The organism is Maridesulfovibrio sp. (assembly GCF_963678865.1).
GTDB lineage: Bacteria > Desulfobacterota > Desulfovibrionia > Desulfovibrionales > Desulfovibrionaceae > Maridesulfovibrio.
Genome location: NZ_OY787459.1, coordinates 3,060,140 through 3,080,000, shown reverse-complemented (window position 1 = coordinate 3,080,000; position 19,861 = coordinate 3,060,140). Strand labels below are relative to the sequence as shown.

The following is a 19,861-nucleotide window of genomic DNA, read 5'->3' as shown; positions in this document are numbered from 1 at the left end:
GGTTCATACTCCTTCAACACAGGCGCCGCTTCCACAACAATTGACGATACACTCCAGTAGAGCATAAACAGGCCGAAAGCACGGACACCTTTGCGTTGATTCGGAAGAATAGGTCTTTCCTCTTCAATATTAATAATCCTGCCAGTTCTGCCGGAAACAGAAAACCGAATCACCAGCCATGCCAATACAAGCATCATAAGCACCAGCGGCAAAGCCCACTCAAACCAGTTAAAAAAGGTTATGTGCTCCCGGCCGGGGATCTTGAACAGATCCAGCGCTCCGATTAACAATAGATTAGCAGGACTGCCTATGATTGACCCCATCCCCCCGATGTTCGCACCATATATAATTGAAAGCGTAAGGGGCGTAGTCATGGATTCCAACTCATCATCCAGTTTACGGATGACCGGAATCATGGCCAGTACGGTGACCGCATTGGGTATAAACATAGAGAGCAACGCAGACACAACAATAAGCGAAAGAAGCAACAGATCGGCCCTGCCCCGGCTGAATCGCACCGCCCGTGCGGCGATGAATTCCGGTAAGCAGGCCGAAGCCGCTACCCGGTACAGAACATACCCGGTGACAAAGAGAAGAATCAGGGGCAGTCTTTCATATATATATGTAACAGAGAATTCCATGCGCCGTTCACCTCTGCGATTTATTCTTAAATTTCTTGCATGGGCGGGTACTTTCGTCAACATTCCGGTAATGCGGGGTATTTTACAAATGCATACTCAAAAAACGTTTTGAGATTCCTTTCCCGGCTATTGACGTTTGGGCCTAAAAATAAATACTAACGACCTTTATCTTGAATCCATTTCCACCCATCAGGAATATATATGTCAGAATTCGTTCATCTGCACGTCCACACGGAATACAGTCTGTTGGACGGTGCCATCCGTATTAAAGACCTTTGCCAGCAGGCCAAGGATTTCGGCATGCCTGCCGTTGCCATCACCGACCATGGTTCCATGTTCGGGGCAGTCACCTTTTACATGACTGCCATGGATATGGGCATCAAGCCGATTATCGGTTGTGAAGTCTATGTTGCGCCCGGCGATATTGATGACGAACTGGCTCATACGCGAAAAGACAAAAAAGGCCGTCACCATCTGGTATTGCTTGCTAAGAACCAGCAGGGCTACAAAAACATCATCAAACTCTGTTCGCTCGGTTTTCTCGAAGGATTCCATTACAAGCCCCGCGTCAGCAAATACCTGCTCAACAAATACAGTGAAGGGATTATCGCACTTTCGGCCTGCCTTGCGGGGGAAGTTCCCCGCGCCCTGATGAATGAGGGACTTGATGCCGGCATAGAAATGGCAAAGACTTATGCTGATATCTTCCCCGGAAACTTCTACCTCGAAGTGCAGGCCAACGGACTCAAAGAACAGGACGATCTCAACGAACTGCTCTATAAATGCGCAGAACAGACCGGATTGCCTCTGGTTGCTACAAACGACTGCCACTACCTGACCAAAGAAGATTACGAAGCCCATGACCTGCTCCTGTGCATTCAGACCCAGACCACGGTTGATGCGGAGAAACGCTTCCGCATGGGTACCGACCAGCTTTACTTCAAACCACAGGAAGAGTTTGAAGAATACTTCGCCCATGTGCCGGAAGCCATAGCCAATACCCAGAAAATTGCTGAAATGTGCAACCTCGAAATCGAACTGGGCAACTACTATTTCCCGGAATACGATCTCCCCGAGGGCATGACCATTGAAACAGAATTTGTGCGACTCTGTAAGGAAGGTCTTCAAAAACGTATTAAAAACGCACCATATGAGATCGACGAGGAAAAGTACTGGGAACGCCTTGATTACGAATTGGGCGTCATTAATGAAATGGGATTCCCGGCCTACTTCCTTATCGTTCAGGATTTCATCAACTGGGCCAAAGACAACCGCATCCCTGTCGGGCCGGGTCGTGGTTCGGCTGCAGGTTCTATCGTTGCATGGGCTTTGAGGATTACCAACCTCGACCCTATCCCTTACGACCTGCTCTTTGAAAGATTTCTTAACGTGGAGCGTGTCTCCATGCCTGATATCGACGTCGACTTCTGCGAACGGCGCCGACTGGAAGTAGTCAAATACTGCTCAGAGAAATACGGCTGGGATCACGTTGCCCAGATCACCACCTACGGAACTATGAAAACCAAGGCGGTAATCAAGGACGTAGGCCGGGCCATGGGCATGCATTTTTCCGAGACCGATCCCATCGCCAAACTTGTCCCGGATGATCCGGCAGTCATTGCGCAGGGGCTGGGAGTAAAAAAAGCCAAGATTACCGTGCCGAACGCGGTAGAGGCCATACCAGAACTCGGCAACATGGTCGCAACCGATCCGAAAATCGCCAAGCTCATGGATATTGCCACCCGGCTGGAAGGCATGTCCCGCCATGCGTCCACCCATGCTGCCGGAGTTGTTATCTCCGACAAACCCATGACTGACTATCTGCCCCTTTACAAAGGTAAAAAGGGCGAAATCGTGACCCAGTACGACATGAAAAAAGTCGAAAAAGTCGGCCTGATCAAGTTTGACTTTCTGGGACTGCGCACCATGACCGTTATCGAGGACTGCCTCGATATCATCCGGCTGCAGGGTAAGGAAGCCCCTGATCTGGACACCCTGACCCTTGATGATCAGGACACTTTTGATATTTTCTGCAAAGGGGACACCGACGGGGTTTTTCAGGTCGAGTCTTCCGGCATGCGTAAATACCTGCGCATGCTCCGCCCGAGCTGTTTTGAGGACATCATCGCGATGCTCGCCCTATACCGTCCGGGTCCGCTCGGCTCCGGTATGGTTGATGAATTCATTAAACGTAAGCATGGCGAAATTGAAGTAACCTACCTCTGGCCGACCCTCGAGCCCAGCCTCAAGCCTACATACGGGGTCATAGTTTATCAGGAACAGGTTATGGGCGCGGCCATGACCATTGCCAACTACTCTCTAGGTGAGGGTGACCTGCTCCGACGGGCTATGGGTAAGAAAATCCCGGAGGAAATGGCAAAACACAGGGTCCGCTTTGTTGAAGGCGCCAAGGAAAACGAAATTCCGGAGCAGGTAGCCAACGACATTTTCGACCTCATGGAACAGTTCGCGGCCTATGGTTTCAACAAATCACATTCCGCAGCCTATGCGCTGATTTCATATTATACGGCCTATCTCAAAGCCCATTTCCCGGTGGAGTTCATGGCTGCACTCATGAGTACTGAAATGAACAACACCGAGAAGATTATCATGTACATTAACGCCTGCCGGGACATGGACGTTACCGTACGCCAGCCGGATATCAACCTCGGCATGGCCCGTTTTTCAGTGTATGAAGGCGATATCATCTACGGCATGGCAGGAATCAAGAATGTCGGAGAAGAAGCTATTGACGAGATTGTTGAGGAGCGCCAGACCAACGGCCCTTTCAAGGATTTCGTGGATTTCGTCACCCGCGTGAACCTGCGCCGGGTAACCAAGCGCGTAATCGAATACCTGATCCGTGCCGGGGCTTTTGATTCCATGGGCCTGACCCGCTCCGGCCTGATAGCTTCCCTGGACAAGGCTGTTTCCTACGGTCAGAAGAAAAACAAGGAAAAGGAATCCGGCATGATCAACATGCTGGATATGCTCGGCGGAGGAGGCGAAGCCGAGGAACCTGCAGCTGTCAGTTTTGAAGAATTCAACATGCCGGAAATGGATGACAAGGAAATGCAACGCCTTGAAAAAGAAGCGCTCGGCTTCTACCTGACCTGCCATCCCCTGCTTTCCTATCGCAATGAAATGAACCGCCTAGGCCTGCAGACAGTTGAAGACTGCCCGAACATGGCCCACGAAGCGCAGGTCAGGCTGGGAGTCATCATCACCGGATACAAGGAAATCATCACCAAGAAATCAGGTAAGAAAATGGCCTTTGCCACCATTGAGGACATGACCGGATCAGGCGAACTAATCATTTTCCCCAAAACCTACGAAGAGGTACACCAGTATCTGGATCAGGACATTCCCCTGCTGATCAAAGGCAAGGTGGACAACCCTCCGCCGGAAGAAGGACAGGAGGAAGCCCCGCCTGAATCAAAAGTCATGGCCGATGAAATTTCACCGCTGGAGAACGCGCAGGCCGGATGTCAGGAGGCTGTTCCGCTTTCAGTGCACCACACCCTATGTACCGAGGAAGGCATTACCGAACTGAAAGCAATCCTCGCCGGATACCCCGGTTCAGCACCGGTGACACTGCAGATGTTTTTGGAAGACTCCGTCTGCACCCTGCGCCTCGGGCATAGTTACAAGATACGCCCCAATGGAGACTTCTGGAAAGAATTCAACCAATGGCGCAAAAATGGAAACGGAAAAGCAAAATTGCAGTAAAAACATGCCTTCGGCGACCTTTCCGGGGCATATTAAATAAAAAGCGCAATAGCGCATCAAATGGATTTTATTCACAGGAGAAAATATATGTCCAAGGGAAAATGGAAACTTAAAGTAAAGAAGGACTTCAGCTCAGCGCACCAGCTCCGTAACTACGGCGGCAAGTGCGAGAACATGCACGGCCACAACTTCGGTGTCGAGGTGGAGGTAGAAGGCGATCACCTTGATGCCAAGGTGGAGATTCTAATGGACTTCAAAGAGCTTAAAAAAGAACTGAACGAAGTGCTGGACACTCTGGATCACAAACACTTGAACAGCCTCGAATATTTCGAGCACCGCAATCCATCATCCGAGAACATCGCCCGCTATATCTATGAGGAAATGAAAAAAAGGGTTGAGAGCGAGCATGTGCGCATGGTCTTTGCTTCGGTTTCCGAAAAAGACTCTTCCGTGGCAACTTACTTCGAGGAATAATATGCGGTTGGTCATTCAAAGAACCAGCGGCGGAAAGGTTGAGGTAGACGGGACCACAGTAGGCGAAATCGGCTCTGGCATCATGGTCTTAGCCGGATTCGGTAAAAACGACACCGAAAAACTGCCCGGCTCTAAAGTCTGGAACACACTTATCGATAAGATGATTGGATTGCGTATCTTTGAGGATGAAGAAGGACGCATGAACCGTTCCCTTGCAGATATCGGCGGAGACGTGCTGCTGGTTTCCCAATTCACCCTTTACGCATCATGCAAAAAAGGGCGCAGACCTTCATTCACCGGGGCTGCTGCGCCGCAATTGGCCAATGATCTTTTTGATCGACTGGTAGCTGATGTTTCGGAAAAATCTCCTGCAAAAGTAGCAACCGGACAATTCGGTGCTATGATGAATGTAGATTTTGTCAACTGGGGTCCGGTGACCATCATATTGGATTCTGAGGATTTTATCTAAAATTTAAGCTTTTACCTTGACTTCCTTTGCGAAAAAGAGAGGATTAGGTATATTAAAAAACATCAATCAACCACAGCCCGAAAGTTGTAACGTCCGTCAATAAATTAATATCCGCCGGACAGGAAACATGGAGCATTCATGCATCGCTTTGTGCTGGAAGCAATTCCCACCCCTGAAGAGAGCAGGGAAGTAGCCCGCAAGGCAATTGTAATACTTAAAGATTTTGTTGCGGACGAGAACATTCTCCATGATATAGATCTGGTCTTGACCGAGGGATGTTCCAATGTTGCCAGACACGCTTATGAAAAGCATGAAGATTGCAACAGGCTGGAACTCACAATAACAATACATCCCGAAAAACATATAATTTTTGAGATTGCAGACTGGGGCAAAGGACTTTGCGCCAAATCAATTGATTTCTCCATGCCCTCGCCGGAAGCAGTCGGTGGAAGAGGCATGTTCATCATGTCCGAACTCATGGATTCATTTGAACTCATTCAGGAAGACGGTAAAAACGTTATCAAGCTGACCCGCAAGTTAAAGGAAGACCAATGGCTGAAGAAATAATTACTATAAACGAGGGAATTCTGACCCTTAAATGCGGCCACGAGATAACCATTGAGACCATTTATGAATTCAAGGACCGGGTTGAACATGAGAGTGAATCTTCAGAAGTGGAAGCTGTAGTTGCAGACCTCTCCGAAGCCCGCTTTCTGGACAGTTCAGGAATAGGTTTTCTTGTTTCACTCAACTCGCGCCTGAAAAGCAACAATAAGAACATGTACCTGTTGCGCCCCAGCGAGCAGATCTGTAAAACGTTGGAACTCGTAAGACTCATATCCTTCTTCACCATTATTGAAGATGAAATGGAAATTCCTTAAAAAATTCCTCGCACTTACCGGAGCATATGCATGCCCTGCCTGAAGCACTACTTTGATCCCGACTTTGACTACACTAACCTGAAACCGGTAGAAAAGAACGACGGAAGCGTTGATTATTATAACATGGGTTACGTGCAGAGCGTAATCACAGGACAAGTGCTGGCCCAATGGGTAGCCCCTGCGGAAGACAGCTCCTGTGGACTGGGACAACGCTATTACCCGGAAAAGAAATTTCCCCGCGGTCCGAACACAAAACTCAACCCGAATAATCAGGACCAGCTCATAGCCACCCGCAACGGCTACGTTTTCTATAACGAAGAGGGTTTGATCACCGTCAAGGAACTGCTCAACGTGCGCGGAGATGTAAACCTCTCCACCGGAAACATTTTTTTCGTTGGTGATATTGTTGTCCACGGGTCCATCAAATCCGGTCTGGATGTCAAAGCAAACAACATCAACGTTAAAGGCATCATAGAGCAGGCCAATGTCCACGCCGCCGGATTTCTCAAATGCGATGGAGGCATAAAGGGCAACAGCAATGGTTTTGTGGAATCCAAAGGGAGCCTGAGAACCAGCTTTTGCGAAAATGCAACACTCGTCAGCAGCGGAAATATAATAATTGAAAAAAACTGCATGCATACTAAAGTATACTGCGAAGGAAAATTTGCTGCAAAAGGACGTTTTGCCGGCGGCCAATGCTATAGCGACCAGTATGTTTTCATAGGAGAACAACTGGGAGGGGGGTTGAGTGCTGCATCACAGGTTATTGTGGGTTACAATCCTGTCCTGCTGCTTCAGATCGATAAAATTTCTGCACAGATTTCAGCTCAGAAAGAGGAAATCCGCAGTCTCCAGCAGATTATGACCAGTGGATCATCCACTACACCTGAATTCACTCAGAAGATTGAAAAATGCGAAATGAAAATTCGCTTTCTGCGTAACAAAAAGAAGCAGTTCTGGGGAAAGATACAGCAGACGGAAAAACTGGAAAGTTGTAGAATTATGGTGCAGGGCATTGTAAAATCAGGGGTGGAAATAAGCATCGGACCGGCATATATGCAGGTGAATGAACCTTTGGAAAATGTTTTTTTCTACTACGAAAACAACGAAGTCAAAGTGGGATCTCCCGCATTAAAGAGATAGAATAAATATGGATATTGCAACTTTAATAGGAATTGTTGGCGGTTTCGGTCTCATCGTGGCAACCATTATCATGGGTGGTAATGTCAGCGGTTTTATTGACCCACCCTCTCTTGTTGTCGTTGTCGGGGGGACTTTTGCCTCCGCGTTTATCATGTTTCCCATGGGGGTCGTACTCAAGGCCTTCAAAATTGCCTTGAAAGGTTTTTTTGCCAAATCAGAAGATCCAAAGGCCATGATCGACCAGATAGTCGCCCTTGCAGAAACCGCAAGAAAAGAAAGTCTCGTTGCCTTGGAAAAAGTTTCAATTGACGACGAATACCTCAAAAAAGGGGTCATCCTTGTTGCAGACGGCACCGACGGGGATCTTGTAAGGGCCATTATGGAAATCGAAATCGATGCCATGAAAAAAAGGCATTTTCAGGGACAGGGGGTGATGAAAGGGATGGGAGCCATGGCCCCGGCATTCGGTATGATCGGTACCCTGATCGGTCTGGTACAGATGCTCTCGAACCTTAGTGACCCTGACGCCATCGGCCCTGCAATGGCGGTTGCATTGCTTACAACCCTTTACGGATCCGTTCTGGCAAACGTTGTCTTTCTCCCTCTGGCCACCAAGCTGCAGGAACGCTCCATTGAGGAAGCTTCCTACATGGAAATAATGGTTGAAGGGGTTGTTGCTATCCAAAAAGGGGAACACCCCTCCATCGTAAAGGAAAAGCTGCAGGCATTCCTTTCCCCCGGCCTGCGTGACGCTACCGCATAATAGAAAGATACAGCATGGCTAAAGTAGTTATCATCAAACCGAAGAACAACGACCCGCCACCGGAAGAAGGGCTTCCGCCGTGGATGGCTACCTTCGCGGACATGGTTACTCTTCTGCTCTGTTTCTTCGTGCTACTGCTCTCATTTGCAAACAATGACCTTGAAAAATTCAAGGAACTGCTCGGTTCCATCAAAGACGCTTTCGGGGTAAAAATTGAACGCAAAGAGGATGATTTTCTCTCACTGACTCCTTCTGATCTCAAACGTAAGGAAGTCAAAATGGACAGCAACGACAAGAGGTTGCTGGGGTTGGTTCTGCGCATTAAAGCTCTGCTTGACGAAGACGATGCCACCCGAAAATCATCCGGGGTAAAAGCAGATCAGGACGGTGTGCTGGTCAATACGGATTCAGCGACTCTTTTCAAACCCGGATCAGCCCAACTCAGGCCCGAGGCCCATAAAATACTGGATAAAGTAATAAGCATACTCAAGGACCACAACTATAACCTTGTCGTCCGAGGGCACACCGACAACACTGAAATACGTTCCCAAAAGTTCCCAACAAACTGGGAACTTTCATCTGCACGGGCGGCCAGCGCCCTGCGCTACATTGTGGAAAAAGGCGGCATCGCCCCTAAACGGCTTAAAGCTGTAGGCTATGCCGATACCCAGCCGCTGGTAAAAAACGACTCTCCGGAAAACAAACGCAAGAACAGACGCCTTGAATTCTTTTACCATAAACCGGCCCGCGATTCGTGGTAGGAGAACCGGCATGAATGCAAAATATAAAGCCGAGGCAATCCATGTTGACTCGGAACTCACAGACATACGCATCATTGCAGACGGCAAAAAAAGACACATGTGGGGTAAGTACGGCCTGCGTCGCGAAATAGACCTAGCCGCAACACTTGCAGAAAATACAATTCCCCTGCTGATTGGCACCGGAATCGGGGTGGCAGCCAGAGAACTGCTTAAGCAAAAAGAACGTACTCTGCTCATTCTGGATTGCGAAAAGGAAATTCTTGCTGCCAGCGGGTTGAAAGAAGAACTTCGGAAACATTCTAATGTGATATGGATCAATACAGATTCACCACAGAATGCCGCCCGCCACATCATGGAACTGGAAGAAGCCTCCGGCAAAAAAATCCAGCTGCTGAAAAATCCCTTTTACCTGCGTCTATCCCCTTTTTATGGCCTGACTGAAAAAATACTTATTGATCAATCCGGCCAAAAAGCGGAATTCCCGGTCTGGCCCAAATTCCAGCAGGAAAAACCGAGAATACTCCTCCTGACCAGCCAATATTTTCTCATGGGCGAAATAGTGGCCGCCTGCCAGCGTCTGGGGGTGCCACATATGTTCATCAACATGGACGCCAAAGAGATGGAACTGGACCTGTTTGTGGCCCGCATTTCAGCAGCTATCAACACCTTTCGTCCAGACTTCGTGCTTACGGTCAACCATCTTGGCGTAGATCAGGAGGGGATCTTAAATACCCTGCTCCGCAAATTCCAATTGCCTCTGGCCTCATGGTTTGTTGATAACCCCATGCTCATTCTTCCTCTCTACCAAGCCCAAGAGAATAAGAACACAACCATCTTCACATGGGATGCAGACCGTATGGATTCACTCAGGGAGATGGGCTTCAGCAATATTTTTCATCTTCCGCTGGGTACAGACCAGACTCGTTTCCTGCCTTCCAAGGGCTGCACGGAAGAACGGTGGGCGCGCGACATTTCCTTTGTCGGTAATTCAATGGTCCTCAAAACTGCCAGACGCATGGAGGCTGCCGGAATTTCCGGTCAGCTTGCTGCCCGGTACAAGGAAGTCGCCCATGCCTTCGGTGAGGGGACAGCACATTCAGTAATTAAATTTTTACAAACGGATTACCCTGAACTGCTCCCGGAATTCGAAAATCTGGTTACCCCGCACCGCAAACTGGCCTTTGAAACTCTGGTCATCTGGCAGGCGACACTGGAATACCGGCTCTCCTGTGTGAAGCAGACCTTAAAATTCAATCCGCTTATTGTTGGTGACGATGGCTGGAACCAGCTCTTGCAAAATGATAAGACATGGGAATATCATAGCGAACTTTCCTACTATGAAGATCTGCCCCGTTTTTATCCCTGTTCAAAAATCAACTTCAACTGCACCAGCCAGCAAATGAAAGGCGCGGTCAATCAACGGGTCTTCGATGTCCCTGCCTGCAACGGATTCATCCTCACCGACCACCGCTACCAGATAGAAAAATTATTTGACCCCGGCAAAGAAATCGCTGTCTATAAAACTCCGGACGAAATTCCGTTACTGGTGGAAAAATATCTCAAAGACGAACCAGCCCGCCAACAGATAATAAAATCCGCACGCAAGCGAATACTCGCCGAACACACCTACGACTGCCGCATAAAACTTTTGATCAAAAGTATGCGTCAGACCTACAAATAAAAAACAGCCCCGATTCAAAAAAACGGGGCTGCTATGATTCTCTCTTCCGACCGGAAGAAAATTTTATCCTCATGAAAAACCGGAACTACCACAACCTCCTGCCTGGTGAGCAGCAGGAACGGAGTCAGAAAAAGAAGCTCCAGAACTGAATGAAGATAGCATCTTTTCTGTATCCGGACTTTCGCACTTCGGGCAGGCTGGAGTTTCCACACTGGTGGAAGAGACCAATTCCTCGAATTCATGCCCGCACTCGTTGCATTTGTATTCGTAAATCGGCATATGTTAATTGCCCCCGCAACCGCCACTTTTATTCTTAGAGTCCTCCCGGGACCCTCTATTAGGAATCTGTCACGGAGAAATTCCCATTTTCGGGATAACAACCTTCACGATAAGAAATACGATTGCGAACACCGCAATCAGGCCAAGTAAATCTGACATGTGAACCTCACAGTTATTAATCTACACTTACCTATCCAGTTAAATATTATATTAGCCTTGTCAATAGCAGGAGGCAAGAGCAATCATGCAAACTGATATTCTAATCATGAACAGGCTTTAAGTTCACATAAAACCGAAAGATTGAACCTTTTCCCGGATTACTGGATACAGAAATATTTCCCCCCATTTTTTTGACCAGTTTGCGGGAAATGGGCAACCCCAACCCGGTACCACCGTACTTCCGGGACGTTGAAGAGTCTGCCTGAGTGAAACTTTCAAAAATTTTGTCAAGCTTATCTGCAGCAATTCCGATACCCTCATCCTGTACCGCAAAATTCACTTTACCGTCATCAAAAGTGAGAGATACTGCAATTACCCCCCTGCTGGTGAATTTAACTGCATTACTGATCAGGTTATTAAGAATCTGCCGCAGTCTGTAATTATCCCCCCGAACCCTGTCAGGAACATCCTCGGCAATGTTGCAGACAAGCTCCAAGCCTTTACGTGCGGCGTCAACAGTAAAAACCCCGATAACCCGCTCCATCAATTCATGAAGCAAGAAATCATGCTCCTCAATTTCCAGATAACCGGCCTCAATTTTCGAAATTTCCAGAACATCATTGATTATCTCAAGAAGATTCTCCCCAGCTGAACCGGCAATATTCAAATAATCACGCTGCTCAGCATTTATCTCACTTTCCTTCAGCAACTCCACCATGCCCAAAATGGAATGCATGGGTGTGCGGATCTCATGACTCATATTGGCTAGAAATTCAGTCTTTACCCGGCTGGCAGTCTCAGCTTTTGTTTTTTCCTCCTGGAGCAAAACTAAAATGTCATTCACCGAATCAGAAAGGTCACTGAGTTCATCATCGCCGTTTATGCTGATTATTCTTTTTTCCGGTCCTGTAAAAAACTCGCCGCGCAACTGATCCCGTATCATTTTAACCCGCGAGACAAAAAAACGATTCAATACAAAATTTGCTGCAATCCCTAACAAAAAAAGAGAACCGCACATGAAATAGATATAGGTGGAAAAAAGGGAACTGCCGATGTTGTACGCATCTCTTTCCATGGAAAGAGATAAAAAGACCAAAGGCTTGCCGAAGACATCCTTTAAAAGCATACAACCTGTTACTTCATTGTTGGCTTCATCCGGAGACTGAAAGTACACATCTTTATAAGGTTTTTCACCCAGCGCCCGGAAAGCAAGATTCATCTGCAAGGCCTGACCAAGTTTCTGCAACTGGCGGTCCCCGAAAAAGCGGGCCATGACCAGAGTCCCGTTTGAAGGGCCGCTGATCTGGCTATTCATAATTTTCTGCACCGAAATCTGCATCAGCCTGTGATTAATCCTCACAAACCCGGTAAAACCATCCACCCCGCATCGGCGGACCAGCTCTTTTCCCAGACAACCTTCCGTGATAAAACACTTTTCAACATCCTCATTTCCATCCGCAGAATGAAAGAAATAAAACCCTCCCTTCTCGTCAAAAAACAGAATAACATCCAAGTCCAGATTAATGAGAACTTCAGAAGTCAGGTTCGAATTAACATACTCAGCATTATAGTTATTGATAAATTCATATGAACCATCCCACCAGGCCCAGTCTCTGCACAGACTCTGCAAAGCGTTGGAATTATCCTTCATGGCAAAATCGGCCCTGCTCAGATTTTCTTCCATTAGTTCTTTTTCAATACTGAAAAGGGTTTTCCTGTTGAGTTTATAGACCAACAAGCCATTGCCCACAAAAATCAGCAGGAAAAGGAAGAAGACAATCAGATAACTTTTACCTTTAAGCCCGATTCTCATTCACACCCCTGAAACAATAGTTTTTCTATTATCCTACTCTGTTAATAAAAAAAAAGAAACCGGATCGAAATCCGGTTTCTTTAAAAATACTGATTTATAATCAAAAAACTAAATAACGGACCAAACCGCCCCTTGGGGAGTATCTTTAACTTCAACTCCAAGTTCAATCAGCTCATCTCTGATTTCATCGGAACGGGCAAAATCCTTATTTTTGCGTGCCTCCTGACGAGCAGCAACCAGCTCTTCAACTTTTTCAGCTTCGATGCCTTTGCGCTCAAGCATGCAAAGCTTGAGTTCATCAAGAAACTCCTTGGGATCTCTGGTGAAGATACCGAGGACATCACCCCATTTCTTCACATCTTCAAGGATACGGAGCCATGCGTCACGGCCTCCCTCAGACTTGCGCCATGCCTTTTCTTCGCCAATACGCCCGGCCAGACGAATCAGGGTGAACACGTGGCCCAGAGCGGCAGCTGTATTCATATCGTCTTCCATGGCCTCGGCCCAGCCTTTTTCAGCTTCTTCAATCTCAGCCAATACTTCTTCAGGCAATGCAGCCTTGGACCATTTGGCTTTCTGCAAAGCTTCACCGGTCTGCTCCAGTGCGGCATAAACACGACGGATACCTTTTTCCGCTTCCTCCAAAGCCGCAAAGGAAAAATCCAGAGGGCTGCGGTAATGCATGGTCAGGAGAAAATAACGCAGTGTTTCAGGCATGAATTTATCCAGAATATCCCGGATGGTAAAAAAGTTACCAAGGGACTTGGACATTTTCTCGGAATTGATCTGCACAAAGCCGTTGTGAACCCAGAAACGGGCCATTTCCTTTCCGGTAGCAGCCTCACTCTGGGCGATCTCATTTTCATGGTGTGGAAAACTCAGGTCCTGTCCGCCACCATGAATATCAAAAGGAAGCTTGAAATATTTTTCACTCATGGCGGAACACTCAAGATGCCAGCCGGGACGTCCCTGCCCCCAAGGGCTTTCCCATGAAGGCTCACCGGGCTTGGCTGCTTTCCAGAGAGCGAAGTCGAGAGGATCTTTCTTTTCTTCACCGGGCTGGATGCGTGCGCCCGACTGAAGATCTTCGATGTTTCGGCCCGAAAGCTTACCATAACCATCAAAGGAGCGGACTTTGAAATACACATCGCCGGAGGGTGTGGCGTAGGCGTGGTCCTTTTCGATAAGGGTCTCGGTCAACTCTATCATTTCCGGAATATGCTCAGTACATTTGGGTTCAATATCAGCACGCAGAATATTCAGCTTGTCCATATCCACGTAGAATTCGCCGATAAATTTTTCGGCAAGCTCGCTGGCGGTAACCCCGGTCTCATTGGCCCGGTTGATAATCTTATCATCAATATCAGTAAAGTTACGCACAAAGGTCACATCATAACCCTTGAAGCGCAGATAACGGACCAGAATATCAAAAACAACGGAAGAGCGGGCATGGCCGATGTGGCAAAGGTCGTAGGCGGTGATTCCGCAGGCGTAAAGATTAACTTTGTTGCCATTCAGAGGTGCGAACTCTTCCTTTTTCCGATTAAGTGTATTGTAAAGGCGCATAGCCACTCCTTATTTTCGTGAATAAATATTTGCCTCGACTGTAATTCCGTACAGGTCAAGCAATTCTTCAAAACTGCGTCCCATAAACAGATAAAGCAATGGGACAGGCTCCGTCGGCTCAACCCGAACGACCAGCCTTTCTGGATTTTCAATGAATTTTATAAATTCAGCGTAAAAATTTTCAGCATAACCGTTGCCCAGACTCCTCGCCTGCTGCATGTCCAATTGCAGGGACTCCAGCAGCTTCTCGCGATAAAGACTCCGGGCGAGGCCTTCGCTCTCCGCCGAAAAAGAAACCATCTTTTCCACTAAAGACAAATCCTGCCAGACAAGAGAACCATCCAGCATGCTTGTTCCGATAAAGCCGCTTATTCCGGGCCCACGCAGACTGACATCCCCGAGACTGAATCCCGCATTTACCCGGCACAGGTCCGTTCCGTCAAAATTAATAGACTTTACAGAGAGCCTCTTGGTTTCGTCTTCATAGCTGTAGTCTGCAAATAGGTCAAAATCCAGCTTTTCATAACCCATTTTTCGAAAATCACGGGCAAGAGTCCCAAGATTTACAAACTCTACCGGGATGGATACGCCCTGAATACGACCTCGAAAAAAACGTGGAAGTTTATGCTCTCGGTCAAAAGATTCCACTTCAAGCTTGCGAACAGAGCAACGGGCGCCGCTGGCGAATCTGCAGTCAAGCCCCCAGACATGCAAGGACTTGTCAAATGGATTAATCAAAGCCCGCTCAAAATCAACCTGCAACCAATCGGCTTGGCTGGCCACAGCTTCACGGACCTTAGCGGATGAAAATTCTTCAAGCTTGAAATACCCTCCGGCTGCAACTGACGCAAGGAGTGCCAGTACCAGAAACAATTTCAAAAAGAATTTCCTGCTCATATCCAGACCCTGAAATTTTATGTTAACGGAACTGCCCTAAATTTTTTTCAAGCCGGTAACTGCAGCCACCGCTTTGATTCCTTTCTTTTCGCCGGTAAAGCCAAGTTTTTCTTCGGTTGTGGCCTTCACATTAACCTGCTCTTTATCCAGCCCCATGAGCGAAGCCACGTTTTTGCGGATCAATTCACGGTGCGGGGAAAGCTTCGGAATCTGGCTGATCACGGTCAGGTCCACATGGACGATTTCCACGCCGGCCTCTTCAGACTTTGCCACGACTTCCTTAACGATGATGCCGCTGGACATGTTTTCACAGGCCGCAGAAGTATCCGGGAAATGGTGTCCGATGTCGCCACCGCCGAAAAGCCCGAGAATGGCATCCGCCAAGGCATGCAGCAGCACATCTCCATCTGAATGGGCGATGACTTCCGGGCCGCCGGGAATGGGTACTCCGCCCAGAACCATAGGACGACCTTCGCCGAACTTATGGACATCGTAGCCCCACCCCACACAGGGGATGGTCCGCTTATCATCTTCAATTTTTTTCAAATCTTCGGGATTGGTCATCTTGATGTTACCCTCTTCTCCCTCGCAAATATGAACATCCTTTCCGGCCATCTCCACCATGGAAGCATCATCAGTAACGTCCCAACCCTCTTCTTCGGCCTGCTTGTGGGCGGCGTAAAGGGTCGGCAGAGCAAAGCCCTGCGGGGTCTGTACTGCTTTCAACCGGGAACGGACCAAAGTTTTCTCAACAATGCCGTCCTCCACCTGCTTGATGGTGTCGGTCACGTCAATAGCAGGAATAACAGCTTCGTCGCCCGATTGCAGCCGGTCAATTATTCCGCTGACCATTCTAACTGAAGCAAAAGGACGAGCTGAATCATGGACCAGCACATGGGTACACCTAGAAGGCAGTTCATTCAAGCCGTTAAAAACGGAGTCCTGTCTGCGCTTTCCCCCGGCCACCACCCTGAAAGGCATGCCCAGTGAATCAGCACCGTCCAGCCCGGCCACAACCTCTTTCATCTCCTCCACCTGATCAGGGGGAAAAACAAAAACAATGCCGGTAACAGCAGGAGTATTGGAAAAAGTAATGGCAGAATGCCAGAAGAGAGGAAAGCCCTTCCATTCAAGGAACTGCTTCTTAACCCCGCCAACAGCCTCAGCCAGACGGGTGCCGCTGCCTGCAGCGAGAAGAACGGCCCAGACTTCACCGGATTTGCTCATTTTGAAACCCTTTTATTTGATGCGCTTCGCGCTTTTTATATAAAAATTTAGCCTCCGGCGGCTTAAACCCTTTTGCAAAAGGGTTTAAGCATCCCAAAACCTTTTATTAAGGCTTCGCCGACTTTGTATTCAAAGGATCGCTTTAACGCGACAGATGCGAAGCAAGCTAAAAGGTTCTGAAGGGGATGGGGGCATCAAAAAAAAAGGGGCAGCCCAAAGGCTGCCCCTTTTTAATCATACAAAAGAAAAGAGGAGTCGGACTATAAGCCGGGTCCTGTATCCGCCGAAACGGATGATCATCATTCCTCTAGGATGCATGTTACCATACACCTCAAGCAACCTACCCGAAAGCTTGGCCGGGCCGGCCTCAAACACTTCCCTATTTGGTCTTGCTCCGGACGGGGTTTACCTGGCCGGATATGTCACCATACCCGCCGGTGGGCTCTTACCCCACCGTTTCACCCTTACTCCGGTGAATCTTCACCGGGGCGGTCTGTTTTCTGTGGCACTTTCCCGGAATCACTTCCGCTGGGAGTTACCCAGCGCCCTGCCCTGCGGAGCCCGGACTTTCCTCCCCGGTCATAAAGACCGCGGCGATGATCCGTCCAACTCCCAAAAAATCATTTCTTTAAAATTATGCTTCTTCTTTCTGGAGAGCCTTGGGCTTTGCAGCTTCAGGAATGTGCTCGATCCAATAGATGAGACGCTGGCAGTTGGGGCAGCTCAAGATCTGCTTTCCTTCCTGCAGTACGTTGTATTCCTGCGGAGGAATCATGATGTTGCAACCGGAGCAGACAGCATCCTCAACAGGTACGATAACCGGATGAGCCAACCGTGAACGGATAAACTCGTAACGGCCAAGGATAGGCTTGGGTACAACTTCACCGGCCTTGTTGCGGCGCTTGTTAAGTTTATCCAGCTGTCCATTGGCATCATCAAGCTTTTCCTTGAGTCCGGCACGTTTTTCTTCAAGCTCGGTATCCAGTGCCTTGATCTTGCCGTCAACGTCAGCCATAAGCTCATTGTGACGTTCGGTTTCTTCAAGGACAGTAATCTTTTCTTCTTCACGCAGCCTGTTCAGCTTTTCAAGGCTGTCCATCTCGCGCATCATGGCGTGGTATTCCTTGGTGGTGCCCACGAGCATGAGCTTGCTTTTGCTTTTTTTGACTTTTACGGAATCTTCTTCGATTTCGTGCTCAAGCTTTTTCTTCTGCTCGGAAAGCAGGTCAAGCTTTTCAGCCAGCTGCAGTTTGCGTTTTTCAAGGGATTCCTTGCGGGATTCAAGGGCTGCCACATCTTTGGGCGCCTGATCGATTTCCGCTTCAAGAAGGATGATTTCATCATCAACCTTCTGCAAAACAACAAGCTGTTCTATCTGTTTTTCATACATTATGGGGTCCCCTTTTGCGGACAGCCTTCATAAAGACCTCCGCCACATCGATGTTCGGAAACTTAAATACAGTCCCGTAAGGCCTCTACAGAACTGTTAATTCTCTTTTGTCATGACAGCCCGTTCAGGGCCTGCGCACGCCTTCCCCCTGCACATGATAGGCAAAAGGATTGCGCCCGCTGAAAAATTTAACTTCCACTTCATTTCCAAGTTCTTCACCCAGAATAACGGAAAAGCGGCGCATCATTTCTTCTTCTAAAGAAAAATGCCCCACATCAAACACCGCGCCCACACTTTCCTGCGCGGGATGATATTTAACATCCCCGGTAATGAATACATCCGCCCCAAGACTGAAAGCCTTATTCATAAGCGAAGACCCCGAACCGGGACATATGGCTACACAACCGACCTGTTCAGGCTCCGGCCCGCACAGGGCCACAACCCCGCACCCGGCAAGCTGTGAAACACGTTCCACCAGATCAGCAAAAATTACCGGGGAGGAAAACTCACCGATACACCCGAACCCGAGTATATCACCGGCCTCATTTTCCGCAACCGGATCCAGCACACGCAGATTTTCCAGCTCAAGCTCCCGCCCCAGCCAAGAAACCGCGCCCTTGAACTGCACATCCAGAGAAGTATGCGAAGCAAACAAGGTCACATCCGCGCAGAGAACCTGCTTCATTACAGCATGAAACCAATCCAGCTGTGCGGGCAATTTTGCTTCAATGGCCAACGGATGGTGGGTCAGAATGAACTGAGCCCCCCACTCAAGGGCCTCTGCGACAACCTGCGGCAAAGGATCAAGAGCCACAGCAACCTTGCCTACTGCTCTTTCCCGGCCTGCAACCTGAACACCGCAATTATCCCAAGGGGCGGCATAACCCGAAGGGACAAGTGACTCTATCCTGCTGATAACATCTGCTGTCTTCATAACGGCCCTATGTCCACCATGCGGCCGCTCATTGCCGCACAGGAAAGATGTTCAATTATTTCCGCTCGTAATCAAATTCAACACATCAAAATACAATAAAATAATATGCTCCCGTAAGGGTATCCCCCGGGAGCACTACTGCTTTCACAAGTTAGAAAGCGCAAATATTCTGGATTGTATTTTGATATGTATCCATATGAAATTAGTGGTGGGCCAACCAGGATTCGAACCTGGGACCATCCGGTTATGAGCCGGGGGCTCTGCCAACTGAGCTATTGGCCCGTTTCGCCAAGCGAGTCGAGCTTAATAGCCCAACTTCCACCGTCTTGTCAATACCTAAACAAAATTCAATTCTTGAAACAAGATAATCGTATCTAACATAAAAATAAAGTATTTAAAACAGATTACCTCTCACTAAAACTTCTGCGGGCATTACCCCCAAACAAACTACTCAATATCATTCTCACGGATGTAGCGAATCACCCCTGTGGTAGAATATCCGGGTAAAAGCGGCAGGGAAAGCACCTTTCCACCGCGCTCCTCCACTACATCGCGACCCACAATATTTTCAACACTCCAATCTCCGCCTTTGACCAGCACATCCGGTTGCACCTTGCTGATCAGATTGTAAGGGGTATCTTCATCAAAAAAAATAACGTAATCAATACAAGCCAACCCGGCAAGCACGAACGCTCTCTGCTGCTGCCCGGTGACCGGCCGCTTCTCGCCTTTGATGGAGCGCACGGATTTATCACTGTTCAAACCCAGCACAAGCAAGTCTCCCTGTTCACGGGCGCGGGAAAGCAGGTCCACATGCCCGGCATGCAGGATATCAAAACAGCCGTTGGTGAACACAAGTTTGCGGTCAGCAGGCAATGCAGCCCTGAGCTTTGCAAATTCGTCAGCATCGACTATTTTGGGGCTGGAAAGTTCAAGATTTAGTTGTTCGGACAATTTGCTATCTCCGCAAAATTGATTTGATGCGCTACGCGCTTTTGGTCTGGCTTCACCACCATACATGCCGAACCAGCATAGATTTAATAATCAGCAATTA

At 48.3% G+C, this 19,861-nt stretch carries 18 protein-coding genes, 1 tRNA gene and 1 other RNA gene (1 of these 20 only partly in view); 9 read left to right on the top strand and 11 right to left on the bottom strand.

Translation table 11 applies throughout. The annotated features are described in order from the left end of the window. A protein-coding gene (locus ACKU41_RS14105) for an SLC13 family permease (RefSeq protein ID WP_321401668.1) crosses the window boundary here: on the bottom strand, positions 1 to 641 show its 5' portion. 550 nt of this gene lie to the left of the window's left edge; only the first 641 of its 1,191 coding nucleotides appear in the window; its start codon is at positions 639 to 641; the stop codon falls past the left edge of the window. A gap of 201 nt (positions 642 to 842) precedes the next feature. On the opposite strand from ACKU41_RS14105, the gene dnaE reads away from it, so the two are divergent. The 9 genes from dnaE to ACKU41_RS14060 all read left to right on the top strand — a co-directional run bounded on the left by dnaE (position 843) and on the right by ACKU41_RS14060 (position 10,542). Continuing rightward, positions 843 to 4,370 (top strand): DNA polymerase III subunit alpha, encoded by a 3,528-nt coding sequence (gene dnaE, locus ACKU41_RS14100; protein ID WP_321401666.1) that lies wholly within the window; start codon positions 843 to 845, stop codon positions 4,368 to 4,370. Positions 4,371 to 4,457: 87 nt separating this feature from the next. Continuing rightward, positions 4,458 to 4,844, top strand: a complete 387-nt coding sequence (queD, locus tag ACKU41_RS14095) for a 6-carboxytetrahydropterin synthase QueD (protein WP_319778042.1) — start codon at positions 4,458 to 4,460, stop codon at positions 4,842 to 4,844. Between the two features lies 1 nt (position 4,845). Then, positions 4,846 to 5,313 carry a D-aminoacyl-tRNA deacylase gene (gene dtd / locus ACKU41_RS14090; protein ID WP_319778041.1) on the top strand — a complete coding sequence of 156 codons (468 nt, stop codon included), beginning with the start codon at positions 4,846 to 4,848 and terminating at the stop codon, positions 5,311 to 5,313. A gap of 138 nt (positions 5,314 to 5,451) precedes the next feature. After that, the gene (locus tag ACKU41_RS14085) at positions 5,452 to 5,880 is read left to right on the top strand and encodes an ATP-binding protein (RefSeq protein ID WP_319778040.1); all 429 of its coding nucleotides are present in this window, start codon (positions 5,452 to 5,454) and stop codon (positions 5,878 to 5,880) included. Further along, entirely contained in the window at positions 5,865 to 6,194 is a 330-nt protein-coding gene (locus tag ACKU41_RS14080) for an STAS domain-containing protein (RefSeq protein ID WP_319778038.1), read from the top strand. Before ACKU41_RS14085 ends, ACKU41_RS14080 begins: the two co-directional genes overlap by 16 nt. 30 nt (positions 6,195 to 6,224) lie before the next feature. Then, positions 6,225 to 7,337, top strand: a complete 1,113-nt coding sequence (locus ACKU41_RS14075) for a FapA family protein (RefSeq protein ID WP_319778037.1) — start codon at positions 6,225 to 6,227, stop codon at positions 7,335 to 7,337. A 7-nt stretch (positions 7,338 to 7,344) separates the two neighbouring features. Then, entirely contained in the window at positions 7,345 to 8,100 is a 756-nt protein-coding gene (locus ACKU41_RS14070; RefSeq protein ID WP_319778036.1) for a MotA/TolQ/ExbB proton channel family protein, read from the top strand. 14 nt (positions 8,101 to 8,114) lie between these two features. Beyond that, entirely contained in the window at positions 8,115 to 8,861 is a 747-nt protein-coding gene (locus tag ACKU41_RS14065; protein ID WP_319778034.1) for an OmpA family protein, read from the top strand. A gap of 10 nt (positions 8,862 to 8,871) precedes the next feature. Continuing rightward, the gene (locus ACKU41_RS14060; RefSeq protein ID WP_319778033.1) at positions 8,872 to 10,542 is read left to right on the top strand and encodes a glycosyltransferase; all 1,671 of its coding nucleotides are present in this window, start codon (positions 8,872 to 8,874) and stop codon (positions 10,540 to 10,542) included. Between the two features lie 69 nt (positions 10,543 to 10,611). Here ACKU41_RS14060 and ACKU41_RS14055 read toward each other — a convergent pair whose 3' ends face one another. From ACKU41_RS14055 to rfaE2, 10 genes are all read right to left on the bottom strand, one after another. Further along, positions 10,612 to 10,821 (bottom strand): zinc ribbon domain-containing protein, encoded by a 210-nt coding sequence (locus ACKU41_RS14055; protein ID WP_319778032.1) that lies wholly within the window; start codon positions 10,819 to 10,821, stop codon positions 10,612 to 10,614. 259 nt (positions 10,822 to 11,080) lie between these two features. After that, positions 11,081 to 12,793, bottom strand: coding sequence for a CHASE4 domain-containing protein (locus tag ACKU41_RS14050; RefSeq protein ID WP_321401659.1), 1,713 nt, complete (start codon positions 12,791 to 12,793; stop codon positions 11,081 to 11,083). A gap of 108 nt (positions 12,794 to 12,901) precedes the next feature. Continuing rightward, positions 12,902 to 14,359 carry a cysteine--tRNA ligase gene (cysS, locus tag ACKU41_RS14045; RefSeq protein ID WP_319778030.1) on the bottom strand — a complete coding sequence of 486 codons (1,458 nt, stop codon included), beginning with the start codon at positions 14,357 to 14,359 and terminating at the stop codon, positions 12,902 to 12,904. A 9-nt stretch (positions 14,360 to 14,368) separates the two neighbouring features. Further along, positions 14,369 to 15,256, bottom strand: a complete 888-nt coding sequence (locus tag ACKU41_RS14040) for a hypothetical protein (RefSeq protein WP_321401656.1) — start codon at positions 15,254 to 15,256, stop codon at positions 14,369 to 14,371. Positions 15,257 to 15,292: 36 nt separating this feature from the next. Continuing rightward, positions 15,293 to 16,483 (bottom strand): 2-C-methyl-D-erythritol 4-phosphate cytidylyltransferase, encoded by a 1,191-nt coding sequence (gene ispD / locus ACKU41_RS14035; protein ID WP_319778028.1) that lies wholly within the window; start codon positions 16,481 to 16,483, stop codon positions 15,293 to 15,295. A 247-nt stretch (positions 16,484 to 16,730) separates the two neighbouring features. Further along, an RNA gene (gene rnpB / locus ACKU41_RS14030) (RNase P RNA component class A) lies at positions 16,731 to 17,096 on the bottom strand. Positions 17,097 to 17,117: 21 nt separating this feature from the next. Beyond that, a complete protein-coding gene (locus ACKU41_RS14025; RefSeq protein ID WP_321401652.1) occupies positions 17,118 to 17,873 on the bottom strand; it encodes a C4-type zinc ribbon domain-containing protein in 756 nt (251 codons plus the stop codon). Positions 17,874 to 17,997: 124 nt separating this feature from the next. Further along, the gene (locus tag ACKU41_RS14020; RefSeq protein WP_321401650.1) at positions 17,998 to 18,807 is read right to left on the bottom strand and encodes a Nif3-like dinuclear metal center hexameric protein; all 810 of its coding nucleotides are present in this window, start codon (positions 18,805 to 18,807) and stop codon (positions 17,998 to 18,000) included. Between the two features lie 206 nt (positions 18,808 to 19,013). After that, positions 19,014 to 19,089, bottom strand: a tRNA-Ile gene (locus ACKU41_RS14015). Positions 19,090 to 19,254: 165 nt separating this feature from the next. Further along, the gene (gene rfaE2 / locus ACKU41_RS14010; protein ID WP_321401649.1) at positions 19,255 to 19,761 is read right to left on the bottom strand and encodes a D-glycero-beta-D-manno-heptose 1-phosphate adenylyltransferase; all 507 of its coding nucleotides are present in this window, start codon (positions 19,759 to 19,761) and stop codon (positions 19,255 to 19,257) included. Between the last annotated feature and the right edge of the window lie 100 nt (positions 19,762 to 19,861).